At 62.5% G+C, this 25,792-nt stretch carries 21 protein-coding genes and 2 pseudogenes; 14 read left to right on the plus strand and 9 right to left on the minus strand.

Features of this window, described 5'->3' with window-relative positions; genetic code table 11:
• Nucleotides 1-14: 14 nt before the first annotated feature.
• Both MKK04_RS15575 and glnT read right to left on the minus strand, forming a co-directional pair.
• Nucleotides 15-920: a class II glutamine amidotransferase gene (locus MKK04_RS15575; protein WP_241105648.1), complete on the minus strand. Its 906-nt coding sequence runs from the start codon at nt 918-920 to the stop codon at nt 15-17.
• A 67-nt stretch (nt 921-987) separates the two neighbouring features.
• Complete coding sequence (glnT, locus tag MKK04_RS15580) at nt 988-2,322, minus strand: type III glutamate--ammonia ligase (protein WP_015270738.1); 1,335 nt, start codon at nt 2,320-2,322, stop codon at nt 988-990.
• 346 nt (nt 2,323-2,668) lie between these two features.
• Between glnT and MKK04_RS15585 the strand changes: the two genes are divergently transcribed.
• Nucleotides 2,669-3,262 carry a helix-turn-helix domain-containing protein gene (locus MKK04_RS15585; RefSeq protein WP_025338781.1) on the plus strand — a complete coding sequence of 198 codons (594 nt, stop codon included), beginning with the start codon at nt 2,669-2,671 and terminating at the stop codon, nt 3,260-3,262.
• Between the two features lie 336 nt (nt 3,263-3,598).
• On the opposite strand, the gene MKK04_RS15590 is transcribed toward MKK04_RS15585, so the two are convergent.
• Nucleotides 3,599-4,540, minus strand: a complete 942-nt coding sequence (locus tag MKK04_RS15590; protein ID WP_207837948.1) for a helix-turn-helix domain-containing protein — start codon at nt 4,538-4,540, stop codon at nt 3,599-3,601.
• Nucleotides 4,541-5,065: 525 nt separating this feature from the next.
• On the opposite strand from MKK04_RS15590, the gene oxdA reads away from it, so the two are divergent.
• From oxdA to MKK04_RS26710, 9 genes and pseudogenes are all read left to right on the plus strand, one after another.
• Nucleotides 5,066-6,124 (plus strand): aliphatic aldoxime dehydratase, encoded by a 1,059-nt coding sequence (gene oxdA / locus MKK04_RS15595; protein WP_207837946.1) that lies wholly within the window; start codon nt 5,066-5,068, stop codon nt 6,122-6,124.
• A 91-nt stretch (nt 6,125-6,215) separates the two neighbouring features.
• A complete protein-coding gene (locus MKK04_RS15600) occupies nt 6,216-7,082 on the plus strand; it encodes a transporter (RefSeq protein WP_207837944.1) in 867 nt (288 codons plus the stop codon).
• 38 nt (nt 7,083-7,120) lie between these two features.
• On the plus strand, nt 7,121-7,645 hold the full coding sequence (locus tag MKK04_RS15605) for a group I truncated hemoglobin (protein ID WP_207837942.1): 525 nt from the start codon (nt 7,121-7,123) through the stop codon (nt 7,643-7,645).
• Between the two features lie 187 nt (nt 7,646-7,832).
• Nucleotides 7,833-9,347, plus strand: coding sequence for an amidase (locus MKK04_RS15610; RefSeq protein ID WP_207837940.1), 1,515 nt, complete (start codon nt 7,833-7,835; stop codon nt 9,345-9,347).
• An 88-nt stretch (nt 9,348-9,435) separates the two neighbouring features.
• On the plus strand, nt 9,436-10,017 hold the full coding sequence (nthA, locus tag MKK04_RS15615; protein WP_207837938.1) for a nitrile hydratase subunit alpha: 582 nt from the start codon (nt 9,436-9,438) through the stop codon (nt 10,015-10,017).
• 36 nt (nt 10,018-10,053) lie between these two features.
• Nucleotides 10,054-10,701, plus strand: coding sequence for a nitrile hydratase subunit beta (nthB, locus tag MKK04_RS15620; RefSeq protein WP_207837936.1), 648 nt, complete (start codon nt 10,054-10,056; stop codon nt 10,699-10,701).
• Between the two features lie 11 nt (nt 10,702-10,712).
• The gene (locus MKK04_RS15625) at nt 10,713-11,987 is read left to right on the plus strand and encodes a GTP-binding protein (RefSeq protein WP_207837934.1); all 1,275 of its coding nucleotides are present in this window, start codon (nt 10,713-10,715) and stop codon (nt 11,985-11,987) included.
• Nucleotides 11,988-12,324: 337 nt separating this feature from the next.
• Nucleotides 12,325-12,987, plus strand: a pseudogene (locus MKK04_RS26705) (PAS domain-containing protein); the annotation flags it as partial.
• A gap of 30 nt (nt 12,988-13,017) precedes the next feature.
• Nucleotides 13,018-13,272 (plus strand): annotated as a pseudogene (locus MKK04_RS26710) (methyl-accepting chemotaxis protein); the annotation flags it as partial.
• 58 nt (nt 13,273-13,330) lie between these two features.
• On the opposite strand, the gene MKK04_RS15640 reads toward MKK04_RS26710, so the two are convergent.
• The gene (locus tag MKK04_RS15640) at nt 13,331-14,218 is read right to left on the minus strand and encodes a LysR family transcriptional regulator (protein ID WP_207837929.1); all 888 of its coding nucleotides are present in this window, start codon (nt 14,216-14,218) and stop codon (nt 13,331-13,333) included.
• 111 nt (nt 14,219-14,329) lie between these two features.
• On the opposite strand from MKK04_RS15640, the gene MKK04_RS15645 reads away from it, so the two are divergent.
• Nucleotides 14,330-15,391: a YeiH family protein gene (locus MKK04_RS15645; RefSeq protein WP_207837926.1), complete on the plus strand. Its 1,062-nt coding sequence runs from the start codon at nt 14,330-14,332 to the stop codon at nt 15,389-15,391.
• A gap of 210 nt (nt 15,392-15,601) precedes the next feature.
• A complete protein-coding gene (gene ppnN / locus MKK04_RS15650) occupies nt 15,602-16,975 on the plus strand; it encodes a nucleotide 5'-monophosphate nucleosidase PpnN (protein ID WP_207837924.1) in 1,374 nt (457 codons plus the stop codon).
• Between the two features lie 88 nt (nt 16,976-17,063).
• Here the strand turns inward: ppnN and MKK04_RS15655 are convergent, their stop codons facing one another.
• From MKK04_RS15655 to pssA, 3 genes are all read right to left on the minus strand, one after another.
• Entirely contained in the window at nt 17,064-18,206 is a 1,143-nt protein-coding gene (locus MKK04_RS15655) for a GGDEF domain-containing protein (protein ID WP_207837922.1), read from the minus strand.
• A 123-nt stretch (nt 18,207-18,329) separates the two neighbouring features.
• Nucleotides 18,330-20,879, minus strand: coding sequence for a bifunctional diguanylate cyclase/phosphodiesterase (locus tag MKK04_RS15660; RefSeq protein WP_241105649.1), 2,550 nt, complete (start codon nt 20,877-20,879; stop codon nt 18,330-18,332).
• 165 nt (nt 20,880-21,044) lie between these two features.
• Nucleotides 21,045-22,373: a CDP-diacylglycerol--serine O-phosphatidyltransferase gene (gene pssA / locus MKK04_RS15665; protein WP_207837918.1), complete on the minus strand. Its 1,329-nt coding sequence runs from the start codon at nt 22,371-22,373 to the stop codon at nt 21,045-21,047.
• Nucleotides 22,374-22,645: 272 nt separating this feature from the next.
• Here pssA and MKK04_RS15670 point away from each other — a divergent pair, with 272 nt between their 5' ends.
• Nucleotides 22,646-23,014, plus strand: a complete 369-nt coding sequence (locus MKK04_RS15670) for a hypothetical protein (protein WP_241106809.1) — start codon at nt 22,646-22,648, stop codon at nt 23,012-23,014.
• A 78-nt stretch (nt 23,015-23,092) separates the two neighbouring features.
• Here MKK04_RS15670 and MKK04_RS15675 read toward each other — a convergent pair whose 3' ends face one another.
• Nucleotides 23,093-23,251, minus strand: coding sequence for a DUF2986 domain-containing protein (locus MKK04_RS15675; protein WP_207837916.1), 159 nt, complete (start codon nt 23,249-23,251; stop codon nt 23,093-23,095).
• A 154-nt stretch (nt 23,252-23,405) separates the two neighbouring features.
• Between MKK04_RS15675 and MKK04_RS15680 the strand changes: the two genes are divergently transcribed.
• Entirely contained in the window at nt 23,406-25,169 is a 1,764-nt protein-coding gene (locus tag MKK04_RS15680) for a phosphoethanolamine transferase CptA (RefSeq protein ID WP_207837914.1), read from the plus strand.
• A 78-nt stretch (nt 25,170-25,247) separates the two neighbouring features.
• Here the strand turns inward: MKK04_RS15680 and MKK04_RS15685 are convergent, their stop codons facing one another.
• On the minus strand, nt 25,248-25,784 hold the full coding sequence (locus MKK04_RS15685) for a PqiC family protein (protein ID WP_207837910.1): 537 nt from the start codon (nt 25,782-25,784) through the stop codon (nt 25,248-25,250).
• Between the last annotated feature and the right edge of the window lie 8 nt (nt 25,785-25,792).

The following is a 25,792-nucleotide window of genomic DNA, read 5'->3' on the forward strand; positions in this document are numbered from 1 at the left end:
GGTTCGGTGGCAGGTCAGGCGCTTTTGCGTTCCCAGACGTACAGGGTGGCCGGGGCCGGTTCCCAGACCTTGGCATTTTCGATGCCCGGCAGGCTGGCCAGCGCCTGGTACTCCGAGGCCATGGCCACGTAGTCGTCGGTCTCGGCCAGCACGGCGGGCTTGCAGGCGATCGGGTCGCGGATCACGGCAAAGCCGTTGCGGGTGCCGATGGCGAAGGTGAAGAAGCCATCGAGGTCCTCCAGGGCGCCGTCCAGGGCCTGGGCCAGGCTGTCGCCCTGCTGCAGGCGCCAGGTCAGGTAGCCGGCAGCCACTTCGGTGTCGTTGTCGGTTTCGAAGCTGATGCCTTCGCGCTTGAGTTGCTGGCGCAGGCGGAAGTGGTTGGACAGTGAGCCGTTGTGCACCAGGCACAGGTCGGCACCGGTGGAGAACGGGTGGCTCCCTTCCATGGTCACGGCGCTTTCGGTGGCCATGCGGGTATGGCCGATGATGTGACTGCCCTTCATGCTGCCCAGGCCGAAGCGGCTGGAAATGTCTGCCGGCAGGCCCATGCCCTTGAGAATTTCGATACTCTGCCCGGCGCTCATGATGCGTACATCGGGCGCCTGCTCGGCCAATGCGGCGCGGACAGCGGCCTCATCGGAGTGCACCTTGAGCACGGCGGCGCTGGCGTTCTGGAACCAGTCCAGCGAACAGCCCAGGCGGCCCTCCAGCCGGCCCATCAAGGTGGTCCAGGGATAGTTGATGTCGGTGGCCTGCAGGGTCAGCTTGACCCAGCCGTCAGCCACTTCATCGCCGTAGATGGCAAAACCGGCGCTGTCCGGACCACGATCGGTCATGGCCTTGAGCATGGGGTCGAAGAGTTTGCCGAGCTGGGCTTCCAGCTCGGGATTTTTCAGGTACAGACCTACGATTCCACACATGGTGATGCTCCTTACTAGGCAGTGGGCGACCGCTTTCGTGCTGGCCGCCCAAGGGATTGGGGGGCGGTCAGAAGAATTCGGTGTAACGCTGGATTTCCCAGTCGGAGACGTGGCGGCAGTACTCCACCCACTCCATGCGCTTTAGCTTGATGAACTCGTCGACGATTTCGGCGCCCAGCACCTCGCGGAACAGCGGGTCGGCCTCCAGGGCGTCGGCCGCTTCCTTTAGCGACTGTGGCAAGGTCTTGATGCCGCGTGCGGCGATCTCTTCCAGGCTGAGGTTGTAAAGGTTTTCGTTGCACATCTCGCCCGGCTCCAGCTGTCGGTCAATGCCATCGAGGCCGGCAGCGATGATCGCGGCGGTGACCAGGTACGGGTTGCAGCCGGCATCCGGCAGGCGGAATTCCAGGCGGCCATAGGGGATGCGCACCATCGCCGAGCGATTGTTGGCGCCGTAGGCGACAAACGCCGGGGCCCAGGTCGCGCCGGACAGCGAACGGCCGACCACCAGGCGCTTGTACGAGTTGACCGTGGGCGCGGCGAAGGCGCACAACGCCGGGCCATGGGCCAGCAGGCCTGCGGCAAAGTGGTAGGCCAGCTTCGACAGGCCCATGCCGCTGCTGTCGGACGGGTCATGGAACAGGTTCTTGTTGGTGCTGCTGGCCAGCGACAGGTGGAAGTGCATGCCATTGCCGGCGCGCTTGGGGTCGGGCTTGGGCATGAACGAGCAGATCATGCCCAGGTCGTTGGCAATCTCGCCGGCGGCCATGCGGAAGAAGGTGAAGCGGTCGGCCGACTCCATGGCGTCGCTGTAGGTGTAGTTGATCTCGAACTGGCCGTTGGCGTCCTCATGGTCGATCTGGTAGATGTCGAAGCCCACCGGCTGCAGCGCCTCGGTCAGGCGCTCGAGGAACAGCCGCGAGCGCGACAGGCCCTTGTAGTCGTAGCACGGCTTGTCGAGGTTGTCGGAGGCGTCCACCAGTTGCAGCTTGCCATCCTCGTCGCGGCGGAACAGGCTGAACTCGGGCTCCAGCCCGGTGTTCAGGGTCCAGCCCTTGTCGGCCAGGCGCTGCACCTGCTGCTGCAACACGTAGCGGCTGTCGTAGGGCCAGGGCTGGCCGTTTACGTGGCCTACACACACCACACGGCCGTAGCCCGGCTGCCACGGGACCGGAATCAAGGTGGAAAGGTCGCCGCGGGCCATGAAGTCCGGGCCGTGCGGTTCCATGCCCATGCCGCAGATGGCGAACCCGGCAAAGCCGGCGCCCTCCTCGGCCACCATCTTCAGGCCCGATACCGGCACCGATTTGGTCTTCGCCGAGCCATGGATATCGACGAACTGTGCCAGCACGTACTTGATGCCGTGCTGATCGAGGGTGCGCTGGGTTTCTGCTGGCAACATGGGTTGAACACTCCTGGGCAAGGGGCAATGATTCCGCATGAGAAACTTACTTTCCTCACAGGAATGCAATGCGCTTGCCAACTTTGTTCAGGGTGCAACCTTGCGGTGTCTGAGCGGGCCTCTTCGCGGGCATGCCCGCTCCCACAGGGTTCGCCGCAAAGCCCTGTGGAAGCGGGCTTGCCCGCGAAGAGGCCGATACAGGCAGCACAAAACCCAGGCAGATTTTCATGCTCCATTTATGGGAAACTTGTTTTCACCCGAGGAAAGAAGCTGCCAATGCAGTTGCCTTTCGCACTTTCTCAGTGCGAAAAATTTATTCTTGAACTGAAACCGTGCAGGACATTCGATGCCAACCGAAACCGAACCGCGCCTTCGCCTGGAGCAGTACCTGGGTCTGCAGATCAAGCGTCAACGCCAGGCCCAGTCCCTCAAGCTCGCCGATGTCGCACGCATCGCCGGCATCAGCCAAGGCATGCTGAGCAAGATCGAGAACGCCCAGGTGTCCACCAGCCTCGACACTCTCAGCCGCCTGTGCGACGTGCTGGGCATGCCGATGGCCAAGCTGTTCAGCCAATATGACCAGCCCGACGGCAATGCCTTGCTGGTGAAAGCCGGTGAAGGGCTGGAGGTAGTGCGCCGCGGTACCGAGAAAGGCCACACCTACCATCTGCTCAATCACGCCAGGGGGCCGAAGAAAAACTTCGAGGCCTACATGGTGACCATGGACGACGCCAGTGAAGAGTTCCCGACCTTCGCCCACCCCGGCACCGAGTTCCTCCACTTGCTGGAGGGCGAACTGGTGTACCGCCACGGCAACCAGCTTTATCACATGCAGGCCGGCGACAGCCTGACCTTCGACGGCGAGACCCCGCACGGCCCCGAGCAACTGGTGCAGGTACCCATCCGCCTGTTGTCGATCATGAACTACGGCGACGAGTGACGCGGCGCAGCAAGGCAACAACCGGTGTCGCGATCAGACAAGCACACGTCGCCCGCGATCGGCTTCCGAGCTGTGCCTACAAAAGTAATGCACACATCGACCAGCCCCGCTCCGTGGGCTGATCGGTGCGGTATTGGCGAGTAAAACAGCCTCGTTTCACAATTCCTACGCTGTAGCGTCTTTTTTGCACCGGGCAGTTCGTCCGGGCTCATTCGGAAGCGTGCGGTTGGCTATTTCGACTTGGACGCGCTGTCCGACATCGAGGTCGCTGCAGTAGGCGACTCGATGTTCATTTGAGGTTTCTTGCAAAGCCTATAAAACAGATGGTGGCCATGGTCACCCTCCACTTCCTCGCAACAAAGTACGCGGCGCCACCCCAAACGCCTTCCTAAACGCGTGACTAAAATGCGAAAAATCCGAAAACCCGAACTCCAACGCCGCCTGCGAAACACTCCTAACATGCCCACACTCAATCGCCACGCGGCTAGCATTCAGCCGCTCCTTCCAAATCTCCGCAACCGGCGACTTCTGATGCCGCGCAAACGCCCGGGTCACCGTGCGCGTTGACACATGGTGCGCCAGCGCAATCGTTTCGATCGACAGCTCCGGCTCGGTTAAATGCCGCTGAATGTAGTTCATGATCCGCTCATACAAATCCAGCTCTTTATGAGTGGTATTAAGGTCCTGCAGCTCCAGGCTGAGCACCAGCAAATCAATGATGGTGTTGGAGTAGCGTCGGGAAATCCCTTCGTCCTGCAAGAGCGCGACTGAACTGGCCGCCTGGCCAATCATCTGCCGCAGCGGGATCACACCGGGGCGTGCTTCATCCAGCACCAGCGCGGTGAAGTCGCCGATGCGGGGCAGGCGCTGAGCAAGCAGCGGGCGAGGGATGCGGATCAGGTGGTTTTCGGTACCACCGAGGCTGAAGCGGAACGGTTTGGTTGCGTCGTAAAGAAACAAATTACCCGCCGTGAGGCTGGCTTTGCGGGTGTGTTGTTCGATTTCTCCATGGCCGTCGAGGGTGAATCCAAGCCAGATATCTTCGGCGGGGTCGCGGCGCAAATGGTGCTCGGAGCGCACCCAGTGATGCAGCGGCGAGGACAGGGTGGTGATGTCAAGGGGGCCAATTCCGTTGACCTGCAGCGCACCTTCGAAATCGCCCTGCGACGAGGGTTTGCTGTCTGCCGATAGGCAATGATGGCAGACCACTTCCCGCCAGTAATCAAAGCGGCGAGCGGGCGGAACGACAAGAGTGGAATATTGGTTGGTCTCAGCCATGATGGCACTCACCTTGATTCAACAAAGGGAGAAAACGGGGCACTGTTACCGCGGGTGATATAGGCAAAAAACACGCCATTGGTCTGGGTTGGCGCAAAGGAATCCACTGCGTGATTGTGTCAGCGCGTACCTGTTAACAGCATCAACTACCCCTCCCCATTTCAGGGCAAAAGACCTGATTTCCGTGGTGCGCCGCACCATTGCGGTTCGTACTCGGGTGAGTGTTTTGGCCCTGTCTTTTCCAACCAAACAGTTGTCCTTGCGAACAAAGCGGGGCTAGTCGGTCCTGCCTAACTTGACCCTTGCGGCAATTCAGCGACCCATGCCGGCGAGGTGACCCATGCAATTCACACAACAACAGCAAGTGGCCGATGAGTTCAGGTGGCTGCATATGCGTGACCTGGCGCCCGAAGAATTCCTGTCGTGGCTGCTTGAGTGGGGGGCCTGCGCCATGCGAGCCCGGCTGGCGAGTGCTGCCCTTGATACTGAGCGTGTGCCTGAACCAAAAATAACAAGGAGCCTGTGATGGAATCTGCAATCGACAAACACCTCAAGTGCCCGCGGACGTTATCGCGCCGAGTGCCTGACGATTACCAGCCGCCCTTCCCTATGTGGGTTGGCCGCGCTGATGAGCATTTGACTCAGGTGGTGATGGCTTACCTGGGCGTGCAATACAAAGGTGATAGCCAGCGCGAACTGGCCTTACAGGCGATGCGCGACATCGCTGCCAGCTTCAGTCTGGCCAACGGCCCGCTGACCTACGACCTGACTCACCACACCGACAGCAGTGGCTACGATAACCTGATGATCGTCGGCTATTGGAAGGACGCTGGCGCCTATTGCCGCTGGTTGCGCTCGGCCGAGGTGGATGGCTGGTGGAATTCACCGCAGCGCTTGAATGATGGCCTGGGTTATTACCGCGAGATCTCCGCTCCGCGGGCGGAGCAGTTCGAGACGTTGTATGCGTTTCAAAACGACTTGCCCGGCGTTGGCGCGGTCATGGACAACACCAGTGGCGAAATCGAGGAGCACGGTTACTGGGGCTCGATGCGCGACCGTTTCCCGATGTCGCAAACCGACTGGATGAACCCCAATGGCGAGCTGAGAGTAGTGTCTGGCGACCCAGCCAAGGGTGGTCGAGTAGTAGTGATCGGCCATGACAACATCGCCTTGATTCGCTCGGGGCAGGACTGGGCAGCGGCGGAGGCGGCGGAGCGCTCGTTGTACCTGGATGAGATCTTGCCGACTTTGCAGGACGGCATGGACTTCTTGCGCGACAACGGCCAACCGTTGGGCTGTTACAGCAATCGCTTTGTACGCAATATCGATGCGGACGGTAACTTCCTGGACATGAGTTACAACATCGGCCACTGGCGTTCGCTGGAAAAACTCGAGCGCTGGGCCGAATCCCATCCGACCCATTTACGCATCTTCGTCACCTTCTTTCGAGTGGCTGCGGGGCTTGAGAAGTTGCGGCTCTACCACGAGGTGTCGGTGTCGGATGCGAGCACCCAGGTGTTCGAATACATCAACTGCCACCCGCACACCGGCATGTTGCGTGACGCGCAAGTAAGCGCTAACTAACAACGAACTCCACGTTTAGCCCTGCACCTGTCGTTATTACGACAGCGGGCTCTTTTTGCCCGCGTTTTGACCCAAGATAAGGACTTAGTCCATGAAACAGCTCCGTTACCTGATGCTTGCAGCGGCCGCGCCGTGCCTGTCTGCGCAAGCAGTTGAAGTTTCGCCAGGGGATTATGAAGTGCTGCCGGCGGGTAAAACCATCGGTGTGGTCTATTACCAGCATTCCACCACCGACAGCGCCTACGCCCAAGGCCACAAGGCCAGCTCGGACTTCAACCTGACCTCTAACGTCGGCATCTTGCGTTTGCTGCACGTCTATGAATTGACCGACCGTCTCACCATCGAGCCGCAGTTTCTGCTGCCGTTCGGCCATGTTTCCAGCGGCGGTGACGCCTCGGTTCTGGGCAGCACCAGCGGCATCGGTGACCTCATCCTGACCGCGCCGCTCAAGTACCGCCTCAATGAGGCGAACGACACGATCAGCGCTACGGCTTACCTCATCGCGCCAACGGGTAACTACGACCGCAAAGACGCGCTCAATCTGGGCGAAAACCGCTGGAAGGTCGACCTGCAGGCCGCTTACATCAAGCACTTCGACGATAAATGGGCGATCGATGTAGTCGGTGATGCAATCTGGTACGGCGACAACGACGACTTCACCGTCAACTCGGTACGCCGTGAGCAGGATGTGTCATACGCCGCGCAGCTAATGGGGCGCTACATCATCGACTCGGGCACGTCCCTAGCCGTTGGTTTAGGCCACACCTGGGGTGGAGAAACTCAAGTGGACGGCACCTCCCAGGACGACCGTAGCAAAACCACCAACTTCCGCGTTACCGCCACCAAGTTCTTTACCGCTCAGGACCAGTTGCAGATGCAACTGGGGCGTGACCTCGCGGTAGAAAACGGCCCGAAAGAAAACTTCCGCCTGAACCTCAGGTACGTCCGGGTCTTTTAACCGTCTGCCCACCCTCAGCTGAAATGGAGCACGCACAAATGGCTGACCAACACGCATCCACCGAACAACAACCTTCGCTGTACACCCGCCTGGGCGGCTACGACGCTATCTACCAGTTCGCCGGCGCGGTATTGCGCAAGACCATGGCCCATCCGGCAATTGGTCATATCTGGGCACATATGTCCGAGTCGACCTTCCAGAAAGAGCACATCAACTTTGTCGACTTCCTCTCCCAGCACTGGGGTGGCAGCGCCAAGTACCGTGGCCGCGACATGGTCACTGCCCACCGAGGCATGGGCCTGACCGAGGTGCACTGGCAAGCCACGCTTGATTGCCTGGAGGAGTGTTACAACGACTACAACTTGGCGCCGGAGCTGCGTCAGGAGGTCAACGATTTTCTAATCAAGTTCAAGCCAGCGGTGATCGGCAGCCCGTCCTACCGCGACGTGGTGCTGGCCAACCCTGAGATGGACCCGGCCAAGGGCATGAAGAGCGTGGGCGTGGTCTGGCCTGCCCGCAGCGAAGCGGCAGCACAGGCCGCCGTGCCCAAGCTGGAACCGTAACCCCTCGCCCCCCAGCTGACGCTCAGCACCTGGCGTAAGGCAGTCCTTCTCAACCAAGCGACTGTCCTGCTCAACCAAGTGCCGCCCGCGCGCTGGCGCTAGCTTAGTAGCAGGCCCAGCCGCAGCGAGCCTCTCGAACAGCCAATTTGCCGGGCCCTGCGCCCTAGCATCGGAAACAGGACACACCATGGCCATCACCCGCCCGACGCTCGAACAACTGCAGGTACTCGCCGACCGCTTGCATCTGCAACTGACAACCGAGCAAGCCAGCGAATACTTGGCGCTTATGCAGCCCAGCCTCGACGCCTACGACCTGGTCGACGAGCTACCAGACTTCACCCCGCTGGTGCGCTACGAGCGCACTGCCGGTTATCGCCCGTCCAGCCGAGAAAACCCACTGAACGCCTGGTATTACCGCACCGAAGTGACGGGTGCCAGCTCAGGCAAGCTGTTCGGCAAAACGCTCGCATTGAAAGACAACATCTCGCTGGCCGGCGTACCGATGATGAACGGCGCCGCGCCTCTGGAAGGTTTCATACCGGCGTTCGATGCCACGGTGGTCACCCGCTTGCTCGACGCTGGGGTGACCATTCTCGGCAAGGCCACCTGCGAGCACTACTGCCTATCCGGCGCCAGCCACACCTCGGACCCGGCGCCCGTGCACAACCCACTGCGTCCAGGCTTCAGTAGTGGTGGTTCGTCGTCGGGCAGCGCGGCGCTGGTGGCGGCCGGCGAAGTTGACCTGGCGGTGGGCGGCGACCAAGGCGGCTCGGCGCGTATTCCTGCAGCATGGTGCGGCATCTACGGCCTGAAGCCGACCTTCGGGCTGGTGCCGTATACCGGGGTGATGGCGGTCGAGGCGACGTTTGATCATGTCGGCCCGATGACCAACAACGTGCGCGACAACGCGCTGATGCTTGAAGTGATGGCCGGCACCGACGGCCTCGATCCACGTCAGGGGGCGCCCGAAGTTGATGCCTACAGCCACTACCTTGATCGCGGTGTGCGCGGCCTGCGGATCGGCATTCTCCAGCAAGGGTTCCAGCTAGCCAACCTGGACCCACGGGTTGCCACATCGGTGCGCAGCGCGATCGCTCGGTTCGAAGCGTTGGGCGCGGTGGTCGAGGAAGTCTCGGTTCCCGAACACACCCTGGCCGGCATGCTGTGGGGCCCGATTGGCTGCGAAGGTCTAACCATGCAGATGATGCATGGCAACGGCGCAGGCTTTAACTGGAAAGGCCTATACGATGTCGGCTTGCTCGACAAACAGGTCGGCTGGCGCACCCAGGCCGACGCCCTCTCGCCTTCGCTCAAGCTGTGCATGCTGGTCGGCCAGTTTGGCCTAGACCACTACCACGGCCGTTATTACGCCAAAGCGCAGAACATCGCGCGCTTTGCCCGCGCCGGCTACGACAGGGCACTGGAGCGCTTCGACCTGTTGGTGATGCCGACCGTGCCGATCACCGCCCAGCCGCTGCCGGCGGCGGATTGCTCTATCACCGAAAACGTCTCGCGGGCATTGGAAATGCTCGGCAACACCGCCGCCCAGGACATCACCGGCCACCCGGCCATGACTGTCCCCTGCGGCCTGGTCGACGGTTTGCCCGTTGGGCTGATGCTGGTCGGCAAGCATTACGCAGAGGGAACAATCTACCAGGCAGCAGCGGCATTCGAAGGCGCGGTGGACTGGCGCACGCTATAGCGCAGACAACCGGCGCTGCGCCTCGACAACCAAACAACTAGAACAGCAACAACCTTCGACAACCGTGTTGAACGAGAGGAGTAATCCCATGACGGTAACTTCAACCCCTGGCGAGAGGGCGCGGGCACTGTATGCAGTGCTCAAGAGCAAAGACCTCATCCCTGAAGGCTACATTGAGCAACTCACCCAGCTGATGGAGCACGGCTGGAGCCCAGATAACGGCGCGCGCATCGTCGCTAAGGCCTGGGTCGATCCGGCCTTCCGCGAGCTGCTGCTCAAAGACGGCACCGCCGCCTGCGCCCAGTTTGGTTTCACCGGGCCGCAGGGTGAATACATCGTCGCCCTGGAAGATACACCGCAGCTGAAGAACGTGATCGTCTGCAGCCTGTGCTCCTGCACCAACTGGCCGGTGCTGGGCCTGCCGCCCGAGTGGTACAAGGGCTTCGAGTTCCGCGCTCGACTGGTTCGGGAGGGTCGCACGGTATTGCGGGAGTTGGGCACCGAGTTGCCGGAAGACGTGGTGATCAAGGTCTGGGACACCACCGCTGAAAGTCGTTACCTGGTGCTGCCGCAGCGGCCGGCAGGCTCGGAGCACATGAGCGAAGAGCAGCTACGCCAACTGGTCACCAAAGACGTGCTGATCGGTGTCGCCCTGCCGCGTGTTGGCTGAGTAGACCGCCCCCCTTAACCTTCCGGAGTGTTCAATATGGATGGCTTTCACGATCTTGGCGGTTTCCAGGGCTTTGGCAAAGTGCCCCACCGCATCAACAGCCTGAGCTACAAACAAGTGTTCAAGCAGGACTGGGAGCACCTGGCCTACAGCCTGATGTTCATTGGCGCCGACCACATGAACAAGTTCAGCGTCGACGAAATCCGTCACGCAGTGGAGCGCATCGATGTGCGCCAGCATGTCGGCACTGAGTACTACGAACGCTACGTCATCGCGACCGCCACACTGCTAGTCGAGACCGGCGTCATCACCCAAGCCGAACTGGATGAAGCACTCGGCTCGCACTTCAAGCTGGCCAACCCTGCCCATGCCCAAGGCCGTAAGGCGATCACCGGGCGCGCGCCGTTTGAAGTCGGCGATCGGGTCATCGTGCGAGATGAATACGTCGCCGGACATGTGCGCATGCCCGCCTATGTACGTGGCAAGCAAGGCGTGGTGCTGCACCGCACTACGGCGCAGTGGCCGTTCCCGGATGCAATCGGCCACGGCGACCGCAGCGCTGCGCATCAACCGACCTACCACGTCGAGTTCCGCGTGCAAGACCTGTGGGGCGATGCCGCCGACGACGGCCTGGTGGTGGTTGACCTGTTCGAAAGCTACCTTGATAAGGTCGACAGCCCGTGAGCGGTGAGCGCATGGCTGCCGGCGCCGCGGCAGGCCGACTTCCGGTAACGGTCCTTTCCGGCTTCCTCGGCGCAGGCAAGACCACCCTGCTCAACCATATCCTGCGCAATCGCCAGGGTTTGAAAGTGGCGGTGATCGTGAACGACATGAGCGAGGTCAATATCGATGTCGCCGAGGTTCAGCGTGATGTAACGCTGCACCGCGGCCAGGACGAGTTGATCGAGATGAGCAACGGCTGCATCTGCTGCACCCTGCGCGCCGACCTGCTCGAGCAGATCAGCGCGCTCGCGCGCCAGCAGCGCTTCGATTATCTACTGATCGAATCCACCGGCATCTCCGAACCGATGCCGGTCGCCGAGACCTTTGCCTTTCTCGACACCGAGGGCTTCAGCCTCAGCGAACTGGCGCGGCTGGATACCTTGGTCACGGTGGTCGATGCCAGCCAGTTCCAAGCTCTGCTCGACTCACCCGAAACCGTCGAGCGTGCCGACAGCGCTGCGGATATGCCGCGGCGCCCGCTAGCTGATCTGCTGGTCGAGCAAGTCGAGTATGCCAACGTGATTCTGGTCAACAAGCGCGACCTGATCGACGAAACGCAATACCAGACACTGCGGGCGGTGCTGGCCGGGCTCAATCCAGGCGCGCAGATCCTGCCGATGGTCGCTGGTAATGTTGAACTGTCGAGAATCCTCGGCACGCAGCTGTTCGATTTGCCCAGCCTAGCCGCCGCGCCCGGCTGGATGAAGCAAATGGACGCCGGCAACGCTCCGACTGCCGAGTCGGACACCTACGGCGTGACCTCGTGGGCTTACCGCGAGCGTGCCCCTTTTCACCCGCAACGCCTGCTCGAATTTCTTTCCCGCCCCTGGGGCAATGGCCGTCTGCTGCGCAGCAAAGGTTACTTCTGGCTCGCCAGTCGCCACCGTGAAATCGGCCTGCTGGTGCACAGCGGCAAGCAGTTTCAGTGGGACTACGTTGGCCACTGGTGGAATTTCATAGACCCGGCGCAGTGGCCACAGGACAAGTACCGCTTGCAGGGCATCATGGCCAAGTGGGACAGCATCGTCGGCGATTGCCGGCAAGAGCTGGTGTTCATTGGACAGGACTTGGACACCGCAACGTTACAACGCGAACTCGACCATTGCCTGCTGAGCGCAGACGAAATCACCATGGGTCCGTCGGCTTGGCCAACGCTCCCATGGGCAAATGTCTTTGACAGACTCGCCTTGTCGGCCAGCCAGATGCAGCCCCTCCCGGCTGCCGCCGCTATCCCGTTGGAGATGTAGCATGCTTTTTTTTAATCGCACCAGCCGCTGGGTATTGGCCCCACTCGCCGACCGCCTCGACCAGCCCGATCAGCCGAGCGCGCCGTTGTCGTCGCGCAACCCGTTACTGCGGCGCATCCTCACAGGCGTCGAGCAACTGCTCCAAGAGCGGCGCACGCTCAAGGAGCAGGCGCGCGAACTTGCCTCTCAGGTGAGCCAGCTAGAACAGCGCCTGGCTGACCGCGACGAGTGGGTGCGGCAACTGGATGTACGCTGGGTACTGGCCACCCAAGGTGCCGATGAGCTGTTCTGGCAACTGCAGCCATCCGCCGCTGCCACACCCGCGCCGGAGTGCGTGATGGAGTGGACAGGCTCGGCTTCGATCCACGCGCCGCACCTGCCCCGGCTGGGCCAGTGGAACGAACGGTTGCATCCGGCTGATCGCAACGCCCATATGCAAGCCCTGGCCCGGCATCTCGCCGACCGCAGCGGACGCACGCCGTTTGCACTGGACGTACGCATGAAACTCACAGCCGACGGTGACTACCGCTGGTGCAGGGTCAGCGGCAGTTCGCTACGCGATGCAAACGGCGTTGCAATCGCCACAGCGGGCACCCTGCGGGACATCCATGAACAACAGCTGCATATTCAGGAGCTGGAACTGGCCGCCGAACGTTTCGACATTTCCCGCGAGATGCTCCATGACGGCCTGTGGGATATCGAGGTCGTGGCTGGCGACCCGGCCAACCCGAGCAACACCATCTGGTGGTCATCGCAGATGCGCAGGCTGCTCGGTTGCACCACCGTCGAAGAATTCCCCAACACCCTGGAAAGCTGGACCTCACGCCTGCACCCCGACGACAGCGCCCGCGCAATCTCGGCGTTTGTCGCCCATGTCGACGATCGCAGCGGCAACACCCCCTTCGATGTCGAGTACCGACTCCGGCACCAAAGCGGCGCCTACCGCTGGTTCCGCGGCCGCGGGCAAACCCGCCGTGGCCAGGATGGCGCGCCGTTGCGGGTCGTCGGGGCTATAACCGATATCCATGCCCGGCATGAAGAAAGCACCATCCGCGAGGCGCAGGCGCAACAACACCAGGTGATGCAGGAGACCCTTGGCAAGCTGACACACATCGTCGCCACCATCCAGGGCATCGCCAGCCAGACCAATCTCTTGGCCTTGAACGCCGCCATCGAAGCGGCGCGTGCGGGCGAAGCCGGGCGCGGTTTTGCGGTGGTGGCGGACGAGGTGCGCAAGCTTGCAACCCGTACAAGCCAGGCAACCCAGCAAGCGGCGCAGATGATCGACAGCTAACCCGTGCCAGCGCAGGGTTGACGATTCAAAACAATTCCAATCAGGTACGTTACCCCACCTCTTGCGGGCCAACACACAATTCGAGAAACCGCGCCGCCGCCCGCGACGGGGTAGCGGCATGCGGCACCAGAATGGAAAACCGCCGCACCAACGCCTGCGGCACAACCTGCAAGCGTTGCAACGCCCCATCTTCATGCCGGATCGACATCGCCGACACAAATCCGATCCCCATCCCGGCCCGCACCGCCTCCTTCACCCCTTCCACCCCGGCAATCTCCAGCGCCACGCGCATCGCCACACCACTGCGGGCAAATGCCCGCTCGACGATCTGCCGCACACCCGAGCCGCTCTCGCGCAGCACCAACGGGTAGGCCCCCAGCGATGCCAGCGTCTGCTGGTCACTGCTCGCCAGCGGATGACCACGCGGCACGATGGCCACGATCTCGTCTTCCCGCCACGCTGTCACCGCCGTGCCCAATGGCAGTTCCTGCCCAGGCGGCCCTTCGATCAGGGCGATATCGACGCTGTCCAGCGCAGCGACGATTTCCGCCGTATTGCCGTTGGAAGTGCTCACCAGCACCTCCGGGTAGCGGGCATGGAAATCGGCAATCAGGTAGGGCAGCAGGTAACTGGCCGGCGTGGTACTGGCGCCGATGCGCAAGGTACCGCGTTCCAGCCCGCGCATGGCCTCGCGCAATGCCTGGGCCTGGCGGAAGGTTTCGCGCAGGCGCTCGGCATGGGCCAGCAACTGCTCGCCGGCTGCTGTCAGCCGTACACCACGACCGGCGCGCTGATAGAGGGGCTCGCCAAAGGCCTCCTGCAGCAGCTTGAGCTGGCCAGACACCGCTGGCTGCGACAGGTGCAGGGCCTGGGCCGCGTGGCTGATGTTGCCGTGCTCGGCGACGGTGGCGAACGTTATCAGTTGTTCTGGGGTCATAATTGAAAAATATCAGCTATACGGATATTTGCCATCCTAAATTACGATTTTTTATAAGCTTATAACCAGATTAACGTAGGTCATGTCGAAATACCTTTCCGGAGGACTCACATGGCCACGGTTCCGTCCAACCCCGCCTTTGCACCTACCCTCTCCACCCGAGGGCGGCTCAATGGCATTCTGTTCGTCGCGCTTTTCGCGCTTGCGGTCACCCAGCTGGCCGCCCTGCCCGCCATCGCCAACCTGGGCATCAGCCCGCTGATCGTCGGTATCGTCGCCGGTGCGCTGTACGGCAATGCGCTGCGTGACGGCGTACCGGCGAGCTGGGCAGCGGGCATCAACTTTTCCGCCCGCGGCCTGCTGCGCATTGCCGTGGCCTTCTTCGGCCTACGGGTAAGCCTGCAGGAAATTGCCGAAGTCGGCTGGTCCGGGCTCATCGTGTCGCTACTGGTGGTGTCCAGCACCCTGCTGATCGGCCTGTGGTGCGGCATGAGGCTGTTCAAGCTGGACCGCGATACCGCCCTTCTGACCGCGGCCGGCAGCGCCATCTGCGGCGCCGCCGCGGTACTGGCCTTCGAATCGGCCCTGCGCAGTGCCCCGCACAAAAGCGCCATGGCGGTTGGTAGCGTGGTGCTGTTCGGCACCCTGTCGATGTTCCTCTACCCATTGGCGATCAATGCCGGCTGGCTGCACCTGGACACCATGGGCGCCGGGCTGTTCCTCGGCGGCACCATTCACGAGGTGGCCCAGGTGGTCGGTGCGGCCAGCAACGTCAGCCCCGAGGCCACGCATATCGCCACCATCGTCAAGATGACCCGGGTGATGTTGCTGGTACCGGTACTCCTGGTGGTGGGCCTCTGGATCAGCCGCGCACGCCAGCCGGGCCAGGCACAGGGCAACGGGCGCATCGCCATGCCCTGGTTCGCCTTCGGCTTCCTCGCGCTGGTGCTGGTGAACTCGCTGCAAGTGCTGCCGGGTAGCGTGACGCAGGCGGTCAACAGCCTGGATACCTTTGCCCTGACCATGGCCATGACCGCGCTGGGAATGGAGACGCGCTTCAGCCAGATTCGCCAGGCCGGGCCACGGGCGCTGGCGACCGGAGCGATTCTCAACCTTTGGCTGGTGTTTGGCGGCGTGGCAATTACCCTTGGCGTGCAGAGGCTGTTGGGCTGACTTGAGACCGTGCTGGCTTCTTCGCGGGCTTGCCCGCTCCCACAGGTACAGCGCAAACCTTGAGCGCTGCGCGGTCCCTGTGGGAGCGGGCAAGCCCGCGAAGAAGCCAACCGGGTCTCAAGCTTTTTCCACTCCCCCCTCGTTGCCGCCCGCATTTCTCGGTATGGTGTTGTCAAAGAAGGATGTTTTACCCGCACAGGAAAGACTTAGATGCCTCAACGCCATGTCATCAATGCATCCGTCAGCCCCAAAGGCAGCCTGGAGACGCTGTCACAACGTGAAGTGCAGCAACTGAGTGAAGTCGGTACCGGTAGCCTTTACACCCTGTTCCGCCAGTGCGCCCTGGCCATCCTCAACACCGGCGCCCATGTCGATAATGCCAAGACCATCCTCGAGGCCTATCAGGACTTCGAGGTGCGTATTCATCAACAGGACCGCGGCGTGCGCCTGGAGCTGCTGAATGCCCCGGCCGACGCCTTCGTCGATGGCGAAATGATCGCCAGTACCCGTGAAATGCTGTTCAGCGCCCTGCGCGACATCGTCTACACCGAAAGCGAGCTGGCCAGCCAGCGCATCGACCTGGAAAGCTCCCAGGGCATCACCGACTATGTCTTCCACCTGCTGCGCAACGCCCGCACCCTGCGCCCGGGCGTGGAGCCGAAGATGGTGGTGTGCTGGGGTGGCCATTCGATCAGCAGCGAGGAATACCAGTACACCAAGAAGGTCGGCCACGAGCTGGGCCTGCGCAAGCTGGACGTGTGCACCGGCTGCGGCCCGGGCGTGATGAAGGGCCCGATGAAGGGCGCCACCATTGCCCATGCCAAGCAGCGCATGCACGGCAGCCGCTACCTGGGCCTGACCGAGCCGGGCATCATCGCCGCCGAAGCGCCCAACCCGATCGTCAACGAACTGGTGATCCTGCCGGACATCGAGAAGCGCCTGGAGGCCTTCGTCCGTGTCGGCCACGGCATCATCATCTTCCCGGGGGGGGCCGGCACGGCCGAGGAGTTCCTCTACCTGCTGGGTATCCTCATGCACCCGGACAACCAGAACCTGCCGTTCCCGGTGATACTCACCGGCCCGCGCAGCGCCGAGCCGTACCTGCAACAGTTGCACGCCTTCGTGGGCGCCACCCTGGGTGAAGCGGCGCACCGTCTGTACGAGATCATCATCGACGACCCGGCGGAAGTCGCCCGGCACATGGTCGAAGGGCTCAAGGCGGTGAAGCAGTTCCGCCGCGAGCGCAACGATGCCTTCCACTTCAACTGGCTACTGAAGATCGAGGAGAGCTTCCAGCGCCCGTTCGACCCAACCCACCAGGCCATGGCCGACCTGGACCTGCGCCGCGAATTGCCGGCCCACGAACTGGCCGCCAACCTGCGCCGGGCGTTTTCCGGCATCGTCGCCGGCAACGTGAAGGACAAGGGCATCCGCCTGATCGAGGAACACGGGCCGTATCAGATCCGTGGCGACAGCGCCGTGCTGGACCCACTGGGCCGGTTGTTGCAGGCGTTCGTCGACCAGCATCGGATGAAGTTGCCTGGTGGCGCGGCGTATGTACCGTGCTACCAGGTGGTGACCTGATTCGCCATTGTTGCTGTTGCTTCGGCTTTTGCTTCTAAGCGCGCGACAGTTCAAGCGCTCAGAAGCAAAGGCAAAGGCAAAACTGCTACTAGCTCAGGTCGGCCATCGGCCGTTCGACGAAGCGGATACTGTCGCGCCCTCCGCGCTTGGACTGGTACAACGCCACATCCCCCTGCTCGATCAACGCCGCCAGGCTCGCCGGCGGCTGGTCGAACAGGTTGGCGCCGATACTCAAGGTGACCGGCTGCGGCGTAGGCACCGTCTTGCTGGCAAACTGCTGGAACTGTTCGCGCAACAACCCACCCAGCTCCATGATCCGCTCGCTGCTCGCACCACACAGCAGAATGACGAACTCATCACCGCCCAGCCGCGCCGCCAGCGAGCGCTCGGGCAGCACCGTGCGTATCATCTCGCTCAAGGCAATCAGCAAGCGGTCCCCTGCAACATGCCCGTGCAGGTCGTTGACCAGCTTGAAATTGTCGATGTCGATCAGCAGCAAGGCCCCGGGCTGAGCCGGGCTCACTTCCTTGAAGAAAGGCCCCGCCCGCACCTCCAGCGCGCGCCGGTTGTACAGCGCAGTCAACGGATCACGGGCTGCCAGCCGGGCAATACGCACCTCGCGCCGGTAGCGCACAGTGCCGGTCATCGACAAGGCAATCAGCATGATCGCCATCGCGCCTTCGACCAAGGACACCTGAATGATCAGCCCGCCGAAGGTGGCCAGGTCAATCAGCGTACCTGGTGTGATCGCAATGATCGCCTTGGCCACATAGAACAAGCCGTGAACCAGCAATACATAGCGCAACTGCACAGCGCCAACACTCAGCGACTTGCCATGCGGCCGCAACAGCCAACTGGCCTTGAGCGTCAACAGCGCCACCAGCAACGAGTTGACCATCAGCATCACCTTCGACCACTGCGGCCCCACAGGCAACAGCAGCAAGGCGAACCACACCAGCACGACCGACAACCAGATACGCGACAGCCGCATTTGGGTAAAGCGCAACACCCCTGCCAGGAAGAACCAGTGCGCCACCACCAGCAAGCCGTTGGCGAACCAGATACCAATCAGCAACAAGCCGATGCCGCGCAGCAAGGCCAGGGTGGAACCCATCGTGATGGTGGCAAAGCCTGCGCTCCAGAACAGCAGCGATGGCTCGCGAACGCTGCGCCACTCGATCGCCAGATACAATGCAGCTGCGGCAGCCAGGGCGATCGAGATAGTCAGCATCGTGGGTGGGTCAAGCGCCATATATGGATTGGCCTATCTGGTTAACGAGGAAACGGCCCGATTGTATGTGCTTGTGATGACTTTTCAGAGGGACGATGCACGTTTGTCCGAAAATCCCCCGCTTTACCGGGACATACCCCGATCTTCGGCCTCAACCGTGGTCATCAGACGCATCAATACCTGGTTTTCCACTGGCCTGCTCAGCAGGTAGCCCTGCACCTCATGGCACTGGTCGTCGCTGAGCAAGGCCAGCTGCTCCGAGGTCTCTACCCCTTCAGCAGTGACCGTCATGCCCATCGCATTGCCCAGGTTGATGATAGCCTGCACCACGCTGCGATCACTGCTGCTCATGCCCAGCGACTGGACGAAACGCTTGTCGATCTTGATGCTGTCGAACGGGTATGTGCGCAGGTAGCCCAGCGAAGAATAGCCAGTACCGAAGTCATCCATGTTAAGCCGCACCCCCAGTTCCTTCAGCGCATTCATGGTCTGCAGGGCGCCTTCGACGTCGTTGAGCATGACGTTCTCGGTAATTTCCAGCTCCAGGCGATGGGCAGGCAGACCGGTTTGTCGAAGTGCGTCGGCCACATCACAGACCACATCGCTGCGGCTGAACTGCGCCGGGGACATGTTGACCGAGACCATGATCTCGAGCGGCCAGCCACGGGCCAGTTGGCAGGCCTCCTGAAGCACCCAGTTGCCCAGCAGCACTATCAGGTCGGACTCCTCGGCCAGAGCGATGAAGCGGTCTGGCCGTAGCAGGCCGAGCCGTGGATGTTGCCAGCGCACCAGCGCCTCGGCGGAGGCCACCGTCACGCCATCGACCTTGTAGCGCGGCTGGAAGTGCAGGCGCAATTCGCCGCGCGCGATGCCTTCGCGCAGCTCACGCTCCAGTTCGCGCTTTTCCAGCAATGCCGAGTTCAGCTGTGCCGAGAAGTACCGCCAGGTATGCTTGCCGGCCTGTTTCGCACTGTACAAGGCGACATCGGCATAACGGATCAGGTCACCGGGTAGCCCGGAATACTCGGCGGACAACACCACCCCGAGACTGGCCCCGACCTGCACCTTGTGTTGCTCGAAGGTGATCGGGCGCTTCAGGGTTTCGATGACCCGCGCGCAAAAGCGGTCCACCTCGTCATGCTTGCCTGGCCGCGTCAGCACGATGACGAACTCGTCTCCGCCCAACCTCGCCACCAGGTCGGTGTCCCGGGTCACTTGCCCAAGCCGATGGGCGACTTCGATCAGCACGGCGTCCCCGGCCGGGTGGCCGAGGCTGTCATTGATAGGCTTGAAATTGTCCAGGTCGAGCATCAGCAAAGCCAGTTCCGCTTGCCTGGCGTCTTCAAGGAAGCGGAACAGCTTGTTGCGGTTGGGCAGGCCGGTGAGCGCATCATGCAGCGACAGGTGCTGGATCTGCGCGTGGGCGGCCACTTCGTCGGTGATATCGGTACAGGTACCCCGGAACCCCTGGCAGGTCTTGTGTTCGATGATGGCCTTGGCGGCGACCCGGCACTCTCGCCGTTGTTCATGTCGATCATGGTATTGGCAGCGCAAGGTACCGGTCGCCTCGCTGCTGGCAAGGCCATGCAACCAGGTATCGACCTGACTGGTATCACAGGCGAACAGTTCGCTGACAGGGCGTTGCAACCAGCGCTCCGGTGCATGCCCGGTAAGCTCGGCAAAACGCGGTGACAGGTAGGTCAGTTGCTGCTGCGCGTCAGTTTCCCAGATCCAGTCCGACGCTGCCTCGGCGACAGCCTTGAAGCGTGCTTCACTGGCCTCCAGCGCCACCTTGGAAACGGCCAGCTCGCGGTGACTGCGGTCGATACCGGCACTGGCACGCATGGCATAGCGGGCAAACAAGGCCATCACCAGGGCGATGATCAGCAACGCCAGGGCCAGGGGAAACAAGACCGTGTGAAGCAGCTCGGTTCCTGGCTGCTCGATATGCCAGGTCAGCGCGTAGCCACTCTCCTCCAGAGGCAGACGCCCCTGGTCTGGATGCACCTGGGAAGCCGCCGCGACAGTAAAGCCCGACAGCCCGGCAGTGCGCTGCAACTGCCCGAGCACCGCCGGGCTGAGCACCCGCACGAACACAAGTACCGCACCGGATGTCGGCGGCGGTTGCCCGGTTGAAGGCGGGCGGATGATGGCCGAGGTGTAAAGCGCCGGCTGGCCGTCGAACAGCAGGTAACCGGACGCAGCCTGTTCCTGCTGCACCGCCCGCCGCGCCCGCTGCAGTACCTGGGCGCTGCTGGTGCTGTGACGGTCAAAGCCTTGTTCGCTGAGGCGACCTTGCAGCATGGCGTAGTGGGTGCCGTCGTCATCGAGCACGAAGACCCCTTCATAGCCATCGGCGCTATACAGCGTAGCGCCGAGGTTATCCTCGTCATAGGCCCAATGTCGGTCCACCAGCCCTGCCAGGTGGTCATAAGCGGCTTGCCAGACGGCATAGGCCACCAGATAGTTGCGGTCGGTCTTCTGCAGCTGGGTCAGCGCCGACTCGGCGTGAAAGCGACTCTGAGACCGCTCGCGCTCGTCCAGCGCCCCGGCGATGCGGTACAAGGAAACAAGGCCCAGAAGTAATATCACCAACAGCAGGCTGGAAAAGACCAGCGTCAACTGCCGAACCACCTGACTGCGCGACGAATTACTATCGAAGCTTGCATCCATTCAATGGGCGCCTTTTGCCATGTCTACAGGAATGACTGGTGGTGATTGGGGGTGATCGGTCCAACCGACGACTGGCCGTGGTGAGCCTGGTGGCCAAAGGCGGGCCGTCGGTTTCCGCATCACGAACAACCAGCCATCATCAAGGTTGTGCTTGCGCAGTACTCCTCAGAGTACCCGCTTGATCAGCGGCTCCAGCCGGCTATAGCGCAGCCGCCGCAGGAACTTGCGCACCTCCTTGGGGTGCTCGGTCCTGACCCCCAGCGCCTCTGCCGAACCAATCTTCGGCGCATGCCGGCGCAGTTCGGCCAACTCTGCTTCCCGTGGCGCCAGCCATTGCCCCTGTGGGTCATCGATCAGCAAGCCGTTCTCCAGGTCCAGGTTGAAGCCGCGCGGGTTCAGGTTGTTACCGGTCAGCAGCGAATAACGCTGGTCGATCCACACGCCCTTGGCATGGAAGGTATGCCCGGGATCGTTCCAGATCCGCACCTGCAGCTGGCCACTGGCAATCGCGGCGTGGCGACGTCGGGTGAAGGCGCGCAGATTGTCTTCGTACAGGTAGGGTAGCGCACCGCTGGCACTGAACGGCTCGCCGGGGGCGATATAGAAGTCGTTGGCCGTCCGGTCACCAACGATCAGCTCCACCCGCACGCCACGCGCCAGCGCATGGTCGAGCTCGCGCATCAGCACCCGGGGCGGGTTGAAATACGGCGTGCTGATGATGACCTGCGTACGCGCCGCCGCCAGCAGGGTGCACAACGCCCGGTTCAGCGGGTTGCCACGGCCCACACCCAACAGCGGGATCACCCGCAGGCCCTGCCCCGCCACGCTGGCGGGTGCCTCATAGGCCATGCGCCGCAGCCGCGCGCGCAAGCGCCGGATGTCGCCGCGCAGGCTGCGGGTAGAGGGTGGCGCCGGCAGGTCGAGGCGCGGTGTGGCGGTGTGGTGCAGCAGGCGTCGCACCAGGTCGACCATGGCGTCGGCCAGCGCCGGCGACTGGAACAGGTGGTAACGGTCCAGGCGGTAGCGGTCGAAACGGTGCAGGTACACGTTGTTCAGGCTGGCACCGGTGTAGATCACGCAGTCGTCGATGATACTGCCCTTAAGGTGCAACACGCCGAACAGCTCGCGGGTCTGCACCGGTACGCCGTGGATGACGATGTCCAGCCCATGGTGCTGGCGCTGGGCCTGGTACCAGGCGGCATTACCCGGCTGGCGCCCGGCGCCCAGCAGGCCGCGCCGGGCACGGAACCAGTCGACCACGATGGTGATTTCCAGCTCCGGCCGCGCGGCCTTGGCCTGGTACAGGGCATCCAGCACTTCCTGGCCGGCCTCGTCTTCCTGCAGGTACAGCGCGACGATGACGATGCGCCGGGTTGCGGCGCGGATGCGCTCGAGCAGGCAGACGCGGTAGGCCTTGGCATCGGGCAGCACCTGGATGGACTCGGCCGCCATGGCGAAGCCTGGCAATGCCGCCAGCATGGATTCGGGGTTCACAAACGATCACCTTCTGTGTGCAATCACTGTTGTGCATCAGCTTGCACAGGAAGATCGAAATGGTCCAGCCCCCGGAGAGCATGGGGCTGGTCTCCCCCGCAAAAGTTGTACAACTTGTTGCCGCTGCGAACTTTTTCCCGTTTACCGGTCTATGTGGGAGGCACAGAAAGGTAGCGGGACGCGAGACAAGGTTCGCCGACCACCTGCTGGCCAGATGGCTCAATTGTTATCAGAGGTTGGCTTCGCTCATGAAAATACATGTCGCAAGGTTGATGCTGCTCGGCCTGTTCTCGTTCGCGGCGATGGGCACGGCGTCGGCAACACAAATGAAGGCGCCCGTAGCGGCGGCCCCGGCAGTTCAATCACCGTTGCAGCCTGCCGGCAACCCTTGGTCCAGGGTGGCCAGTGTGGCCGATGCACAGCCGGCCACGCTGCTGGCCCACGATGACGACCGCTGGCATGACCACCGCAGCGACTGGCGCCGCGAACAGTGGCGCCGCGAGCAAGCCCGCCGTGATTGGGAACGCCGGCGAGACTGGGAACGCCGCCGCGACTGGGAGCGCCGCCGCGACTGGGAGCGCCGCCATGATCGGGCCATGCACCACCGCTACCATGACGATTATCGTTACTATCGCCGCTGATCGTTGATCCGCAATTGGCGCGCTCGATGTGGGAGCGGCCTTGTGTAAGGTCGCTCCCACAGAGGCACGTGACAGGCATCAGCTCCCCGTAACGCCTGGGGTATCCGCTGCCGCTTCGGCCTCCATCTTCAACCGGTCGGCCTTGCAAATGTACTTGGGCTTGCGCGGCGCCAGTTTGGCGCTGGCCTTCTTGGCATGCGCCTGCAATAGCTGCTTGATCTTCTTGCGACGGTTCATTCTCACTCGACCTGTCAGTCTGGTTTGGCTGAACACATCATACCTCGCCTGGGCCAGCGTCTCGTTGACGTTATTTTCACACCCGGCAGATTAGCGTCACGCCCTTTCCGGTCACGGGCACATCCGCTGGCCGCCAAGCTACGACGAGGCATACGTGTCACACACTCCATCCCCCTCCTCGCCCAAGCGCGTGGACTGGGCCGGCCTGGGCTGGCTTTTGCTGTTCTTCTGGTACTTCTCGGGCGTGACCCAGGCGTTGCTGCTGTTCAGTGGTACCACCGGGTTCGCCGGCTTTCGCGATGCATTTTTCCTCAGCAGCCTGTGGCTGGCCCCGGTGCTGCTGCTGCCACGCTTCACCCGTACCACTGCCGCGGTCATCGGCCTGGTGCTGTGGGCCGCTTCGCTGGTGGGCCTGAGCTACTTCGGCATCTATCGCCAGGAGTTCTCGCAAAGCGTCATCTTCGTGATGTTCGAGTCCAACACCGCCGAGGCCGGTGAGTACTTCAGCCAGTACTTCAGCGTCTGGCTGGGTCTGGCATTGCTGCTGTACACCCTGGTGGCGGTGTTGCTGTGGAAGCGCGTACGCCCGGTCAGCCTGCCACTGCGCAGCCGCCTGCCGGTGGTCGCCCTGTTGCTGCTGGCCAACCTGGTGTACCCGTTCTACAAACAGATGGTGACCCAGCAGCGCAGCTTCGCCGATGCGGCCGAAAAGGTGCAGCAGCGCATGGAACCCGCCGTGCCTTGGCAACTGCTGGTCGGCTACCGCCAGTACCGCCAGCAACTGGACAACATGCAGGAGCTCCTGGCCCAGAACGCCGCGCTGCCCCCACTGCAAAACCTGCATGACAGTAGCGGTGCAGCGCCACGCACGCTGGTGCTGGTGCTGGGCGAATCCACCACCCGCGAGCACATGCACCTGTACGGCTACAACCGCGACACCACGCCCAACCTCGACGCACTGGCCGCCAGCGACAAGAGCCTGACGGTATTCCGCAACGTGGTATCGCCACGCCCGTACACCATCGAAGTGATGCAGCAGATCCTCACCTTTGGCGACGAGCAGAACCCGGACCGCTTCCTCACCGACCCGTCGCTGATCAACCTGATGAAACAGGCCGGCTACAAGACCTTCTGGATCACCAACCAGCAGACCATGACCAAGCGCAACACCATGCTGACCACCTTCTCGCAGCAGACGGACGCGCCGGTGTACCTCAACAACCAGCGCAACCAGAATGCCAGTCAGTACGACGACGTGGTACTGGCACCGTTCGAGAAGGCCCTGCAGGACCCGGCGCCGAACAAGTTCATCATCGTGCACCTGCTGGGTACGCACATGGACTATCGCTATCGCTACCCGAACGACTACGCGCACTTCAACGACCGCCAGGGGGCGCCTGGCAAGCTGACGGCCGACCAGGTGGAAACCTACAACTTCTACGACAACGCGGTGCGCTACAACGACTACGTGGTATCGAGCCTGATCAAGCGTTACTCGGCCAGTACCCCCAATGGTTTCCTGCTGTACCTGTCAGACCATGGCGAAGATGTGTACAGCTCTGGCAACCACGACCGCCTGGGGCGCAACGAAGGCGCGCCAACCCGGCCGATGTACACCATCCCGTTCCTGCTGTGGACTTCGCCCAGCTGGCAGGCCGAGCACCCGCGCGACTTACAGGCGATGGCCGACCGCCCCTACAGCAGCTCGCACCTGATCCATACCCTGTCCGACCTGGCCGGGCTGAGCTATGACCGTTACGAACCGGCCAAGAGCCTGGTAAACCCGCAGTTCGTGGTGGCACCGCGCTGGATTGGCGACCCGTACCGCAAGGACGGCTTGCGCGAATTCGACCAGTTGCCGCTGGACAAGGCCGAGCGGGTGCGGGAGACGGTCAGTAGCGGGAAGAACCTGAACTGAGTGTTGTGCGGTCGGGATTGCCGGGGGCGCTTTGCGCCCCTTTCGCGACACAAGGCCGCTCCCACAAGCGGTCAGCCATCAGGCAGGCTGGGCACAGCTGCCCTGCCGGGCACTGCCCCGCACTGCCTCCGCCAGTTTGCGCAGGTTGGCCTGGTGGGCATTGACCAGGCTGGCGATGCTGTTGTCCGCCGCCGTCTGCAACGAGGTTCGGCAGGTCAGCCCGGCCTCACCCGGGCGCGTCAGACGCCAGACCGCTTCCAGCGAGGCATAGCGCCCCGGCACGCTATCGAAACGCTGCACATCCACCCGCAGCAACGCATTGCCGCCCCCCACAGCCCCGCCCAGCTGGTCCTGCAAGGCGCTGCGGAATTCATCCACCAGGTTGGCCCCCCACCACTCCGTTTCGAGGATGGCCAGGCCGCTCTGCCCTTGCCGCACCACCAACTGCGGGCGGTCCACCTGCGGTGGCACGGCCACCCTCGCCACCTGGATGCGCTGGCCGCTGTCGCGCACCGGCTCGCTCGGTACCAGCGTGTGATAGTTGTTCGGGGTACTGCTGCATCCCCACAGCACGGCCAGCAGGCCGGCGCCACACATATTGCGCAGTCGATGCATCGGCTGTC

It is taken from the genome of Pseudomonas sp. LS.1a (assembly GCF_022533585.1).
Lineage (GTDB): Bacteria > Pseudomonadota > Gammaproteobacteria > Pseudomonadales > Pseudomonadaceae > Aquipseudomonas.

Excerpts from the sequence above, each read along its gene's own strand:
- MKK04_RS15660 (WP_241105649.1), bottom strand. The coding sequence starts at position 20,879 with ATGGATGCAAGCTTCGATAGTAATTCGTCGCGCAGTCAGGTGGTTCGG.
- glnT (WP_015270738.1), bottom strand. The coding sequence starts at position 2,322 with ATGTTGCCAGCAGAAACCCAGCGCACCCTCGATCAGCACGGCATCAAG.
- oxdA (WP_207837946.1), top strand. The coding sequence starts at position 5,066 with ATGGAATCTGCAATCGACAAACACCTCAAGTGCCCGCGGACGTTATCG.
- MKK04_RS15590 (WP_207837948.1), bottom strand. The coding sequence starts at position 4,540 with ATGGCTGAGACCAACCAATATTCCACTCTTGTCGTTCCGCCCGCTCGC.
- MKK04_RS15685 (WP_207837910.1), bottom strand. The coding sequence starts at position 25,784 with ATGCATCGACTGCGCAATATGTGTGGCGCCGGCCTGCTGGCCGTGCTG.
- MKK04_RS15605 (WP_207837942.1), top strand. The coding sequence starts at position 7,121 with ATGGCTGACCAACACGCATCCACCGAACAACAACCTTCGCTGTACACC.
- MKK04_RS15655 (WP_207837922.1), bottom strand. The coding sequence starts at position 18,206 with ATGCTGACTATCTCGATCGCCCTGGCTGCCGCAGCTGCATTGTATCTG.
- MKK04_RS15640 (WP_207837929.1), bottom strand. The coding sequence starts at position 14,218 with ATGACCCCAGAACAACTGATAACGTTCGCCACCGTCGCCGAGCACGGC.
- ppnN (WP_207837924.1), top strand. The coding sequence starts at position 15,602 with ATGCCTCAACGCCATGTCATCAATGCATCCGTCAGCCCCAAAGGCAGC.
- MKK04_RS15585 (WP_025338781.1), top strand. The coding sequence starts at position 2,669 with ATGCCAACCGAAACCGAACCGCGCCTTCGCCTGGAGCAGTACCTGGGT.
- MKK04_RS15670 (WP_241106809.1), top strand. The coding sequence starts at position 22,646 with ATGCTGCTCGGCCTGTTCTCGTTCGCGGCGATGGGCACGGCGTCGGCA.
- MKK04_RS15645 (WP_207837926.1), top strand. The coding sequence starts at position 14,330 with ATGGCCACGGTTCCGTCCAACCCCGCCTTTGCACCTACCCTCTCCACC.
- MKK04_RS15675 (WP_207837916.1), bottom strand. The coding sequence starts at position 23,251 with ATGAACCGTCGCAAGAAGATCAAGCAGCTATTGCAGGCGCATGCCAAG.
- MKK04_RS15575 (WP_241105648.1), bottom strand. The coding sequence starts at position 920 with ATGTGTGGAATCGTAGGTCTGTACCTGAAAAATCCCGAGCTGGAAGCC.
- nthB (WP_207837936.1), top strand. The coding sequence starts at position 10,054 with ATGGATGGCTTTCACGATCTTGGCGGTTTCCAGGGCTTTGGCAAAGTG.
- MKK04_RS15600 (WP_207837944.1), top strand. The coding sequence starts at position 6,216 with ATGAAACAGCTCCGTTACCTGATGCTTGCAGCGGCCGCGCCGTGCCTG.
- MKK04_RS15625 (WP_207837934.1), top strand. The coding sequence starts at position 10,713 with ATGGCTGCCGGCGCCGCGGCAGGCCGACTTCCGGTAACGGTCCTTTCC.
- MKK04_RS15610 (WP_207837940.1), top strand. The coding sequence starts at position 7,833 with ATGGCCATCACCCGCCCGACGCTCGAACAACTGCAGGTACTCGCCGAC.
- nthA (WP_207837938.1), top strand. The coding sequence starts at position 9,436 with ATGACGGTAACTTCAACCCCTGGCGAGAGGGCGCGGGCACTGTATGCA.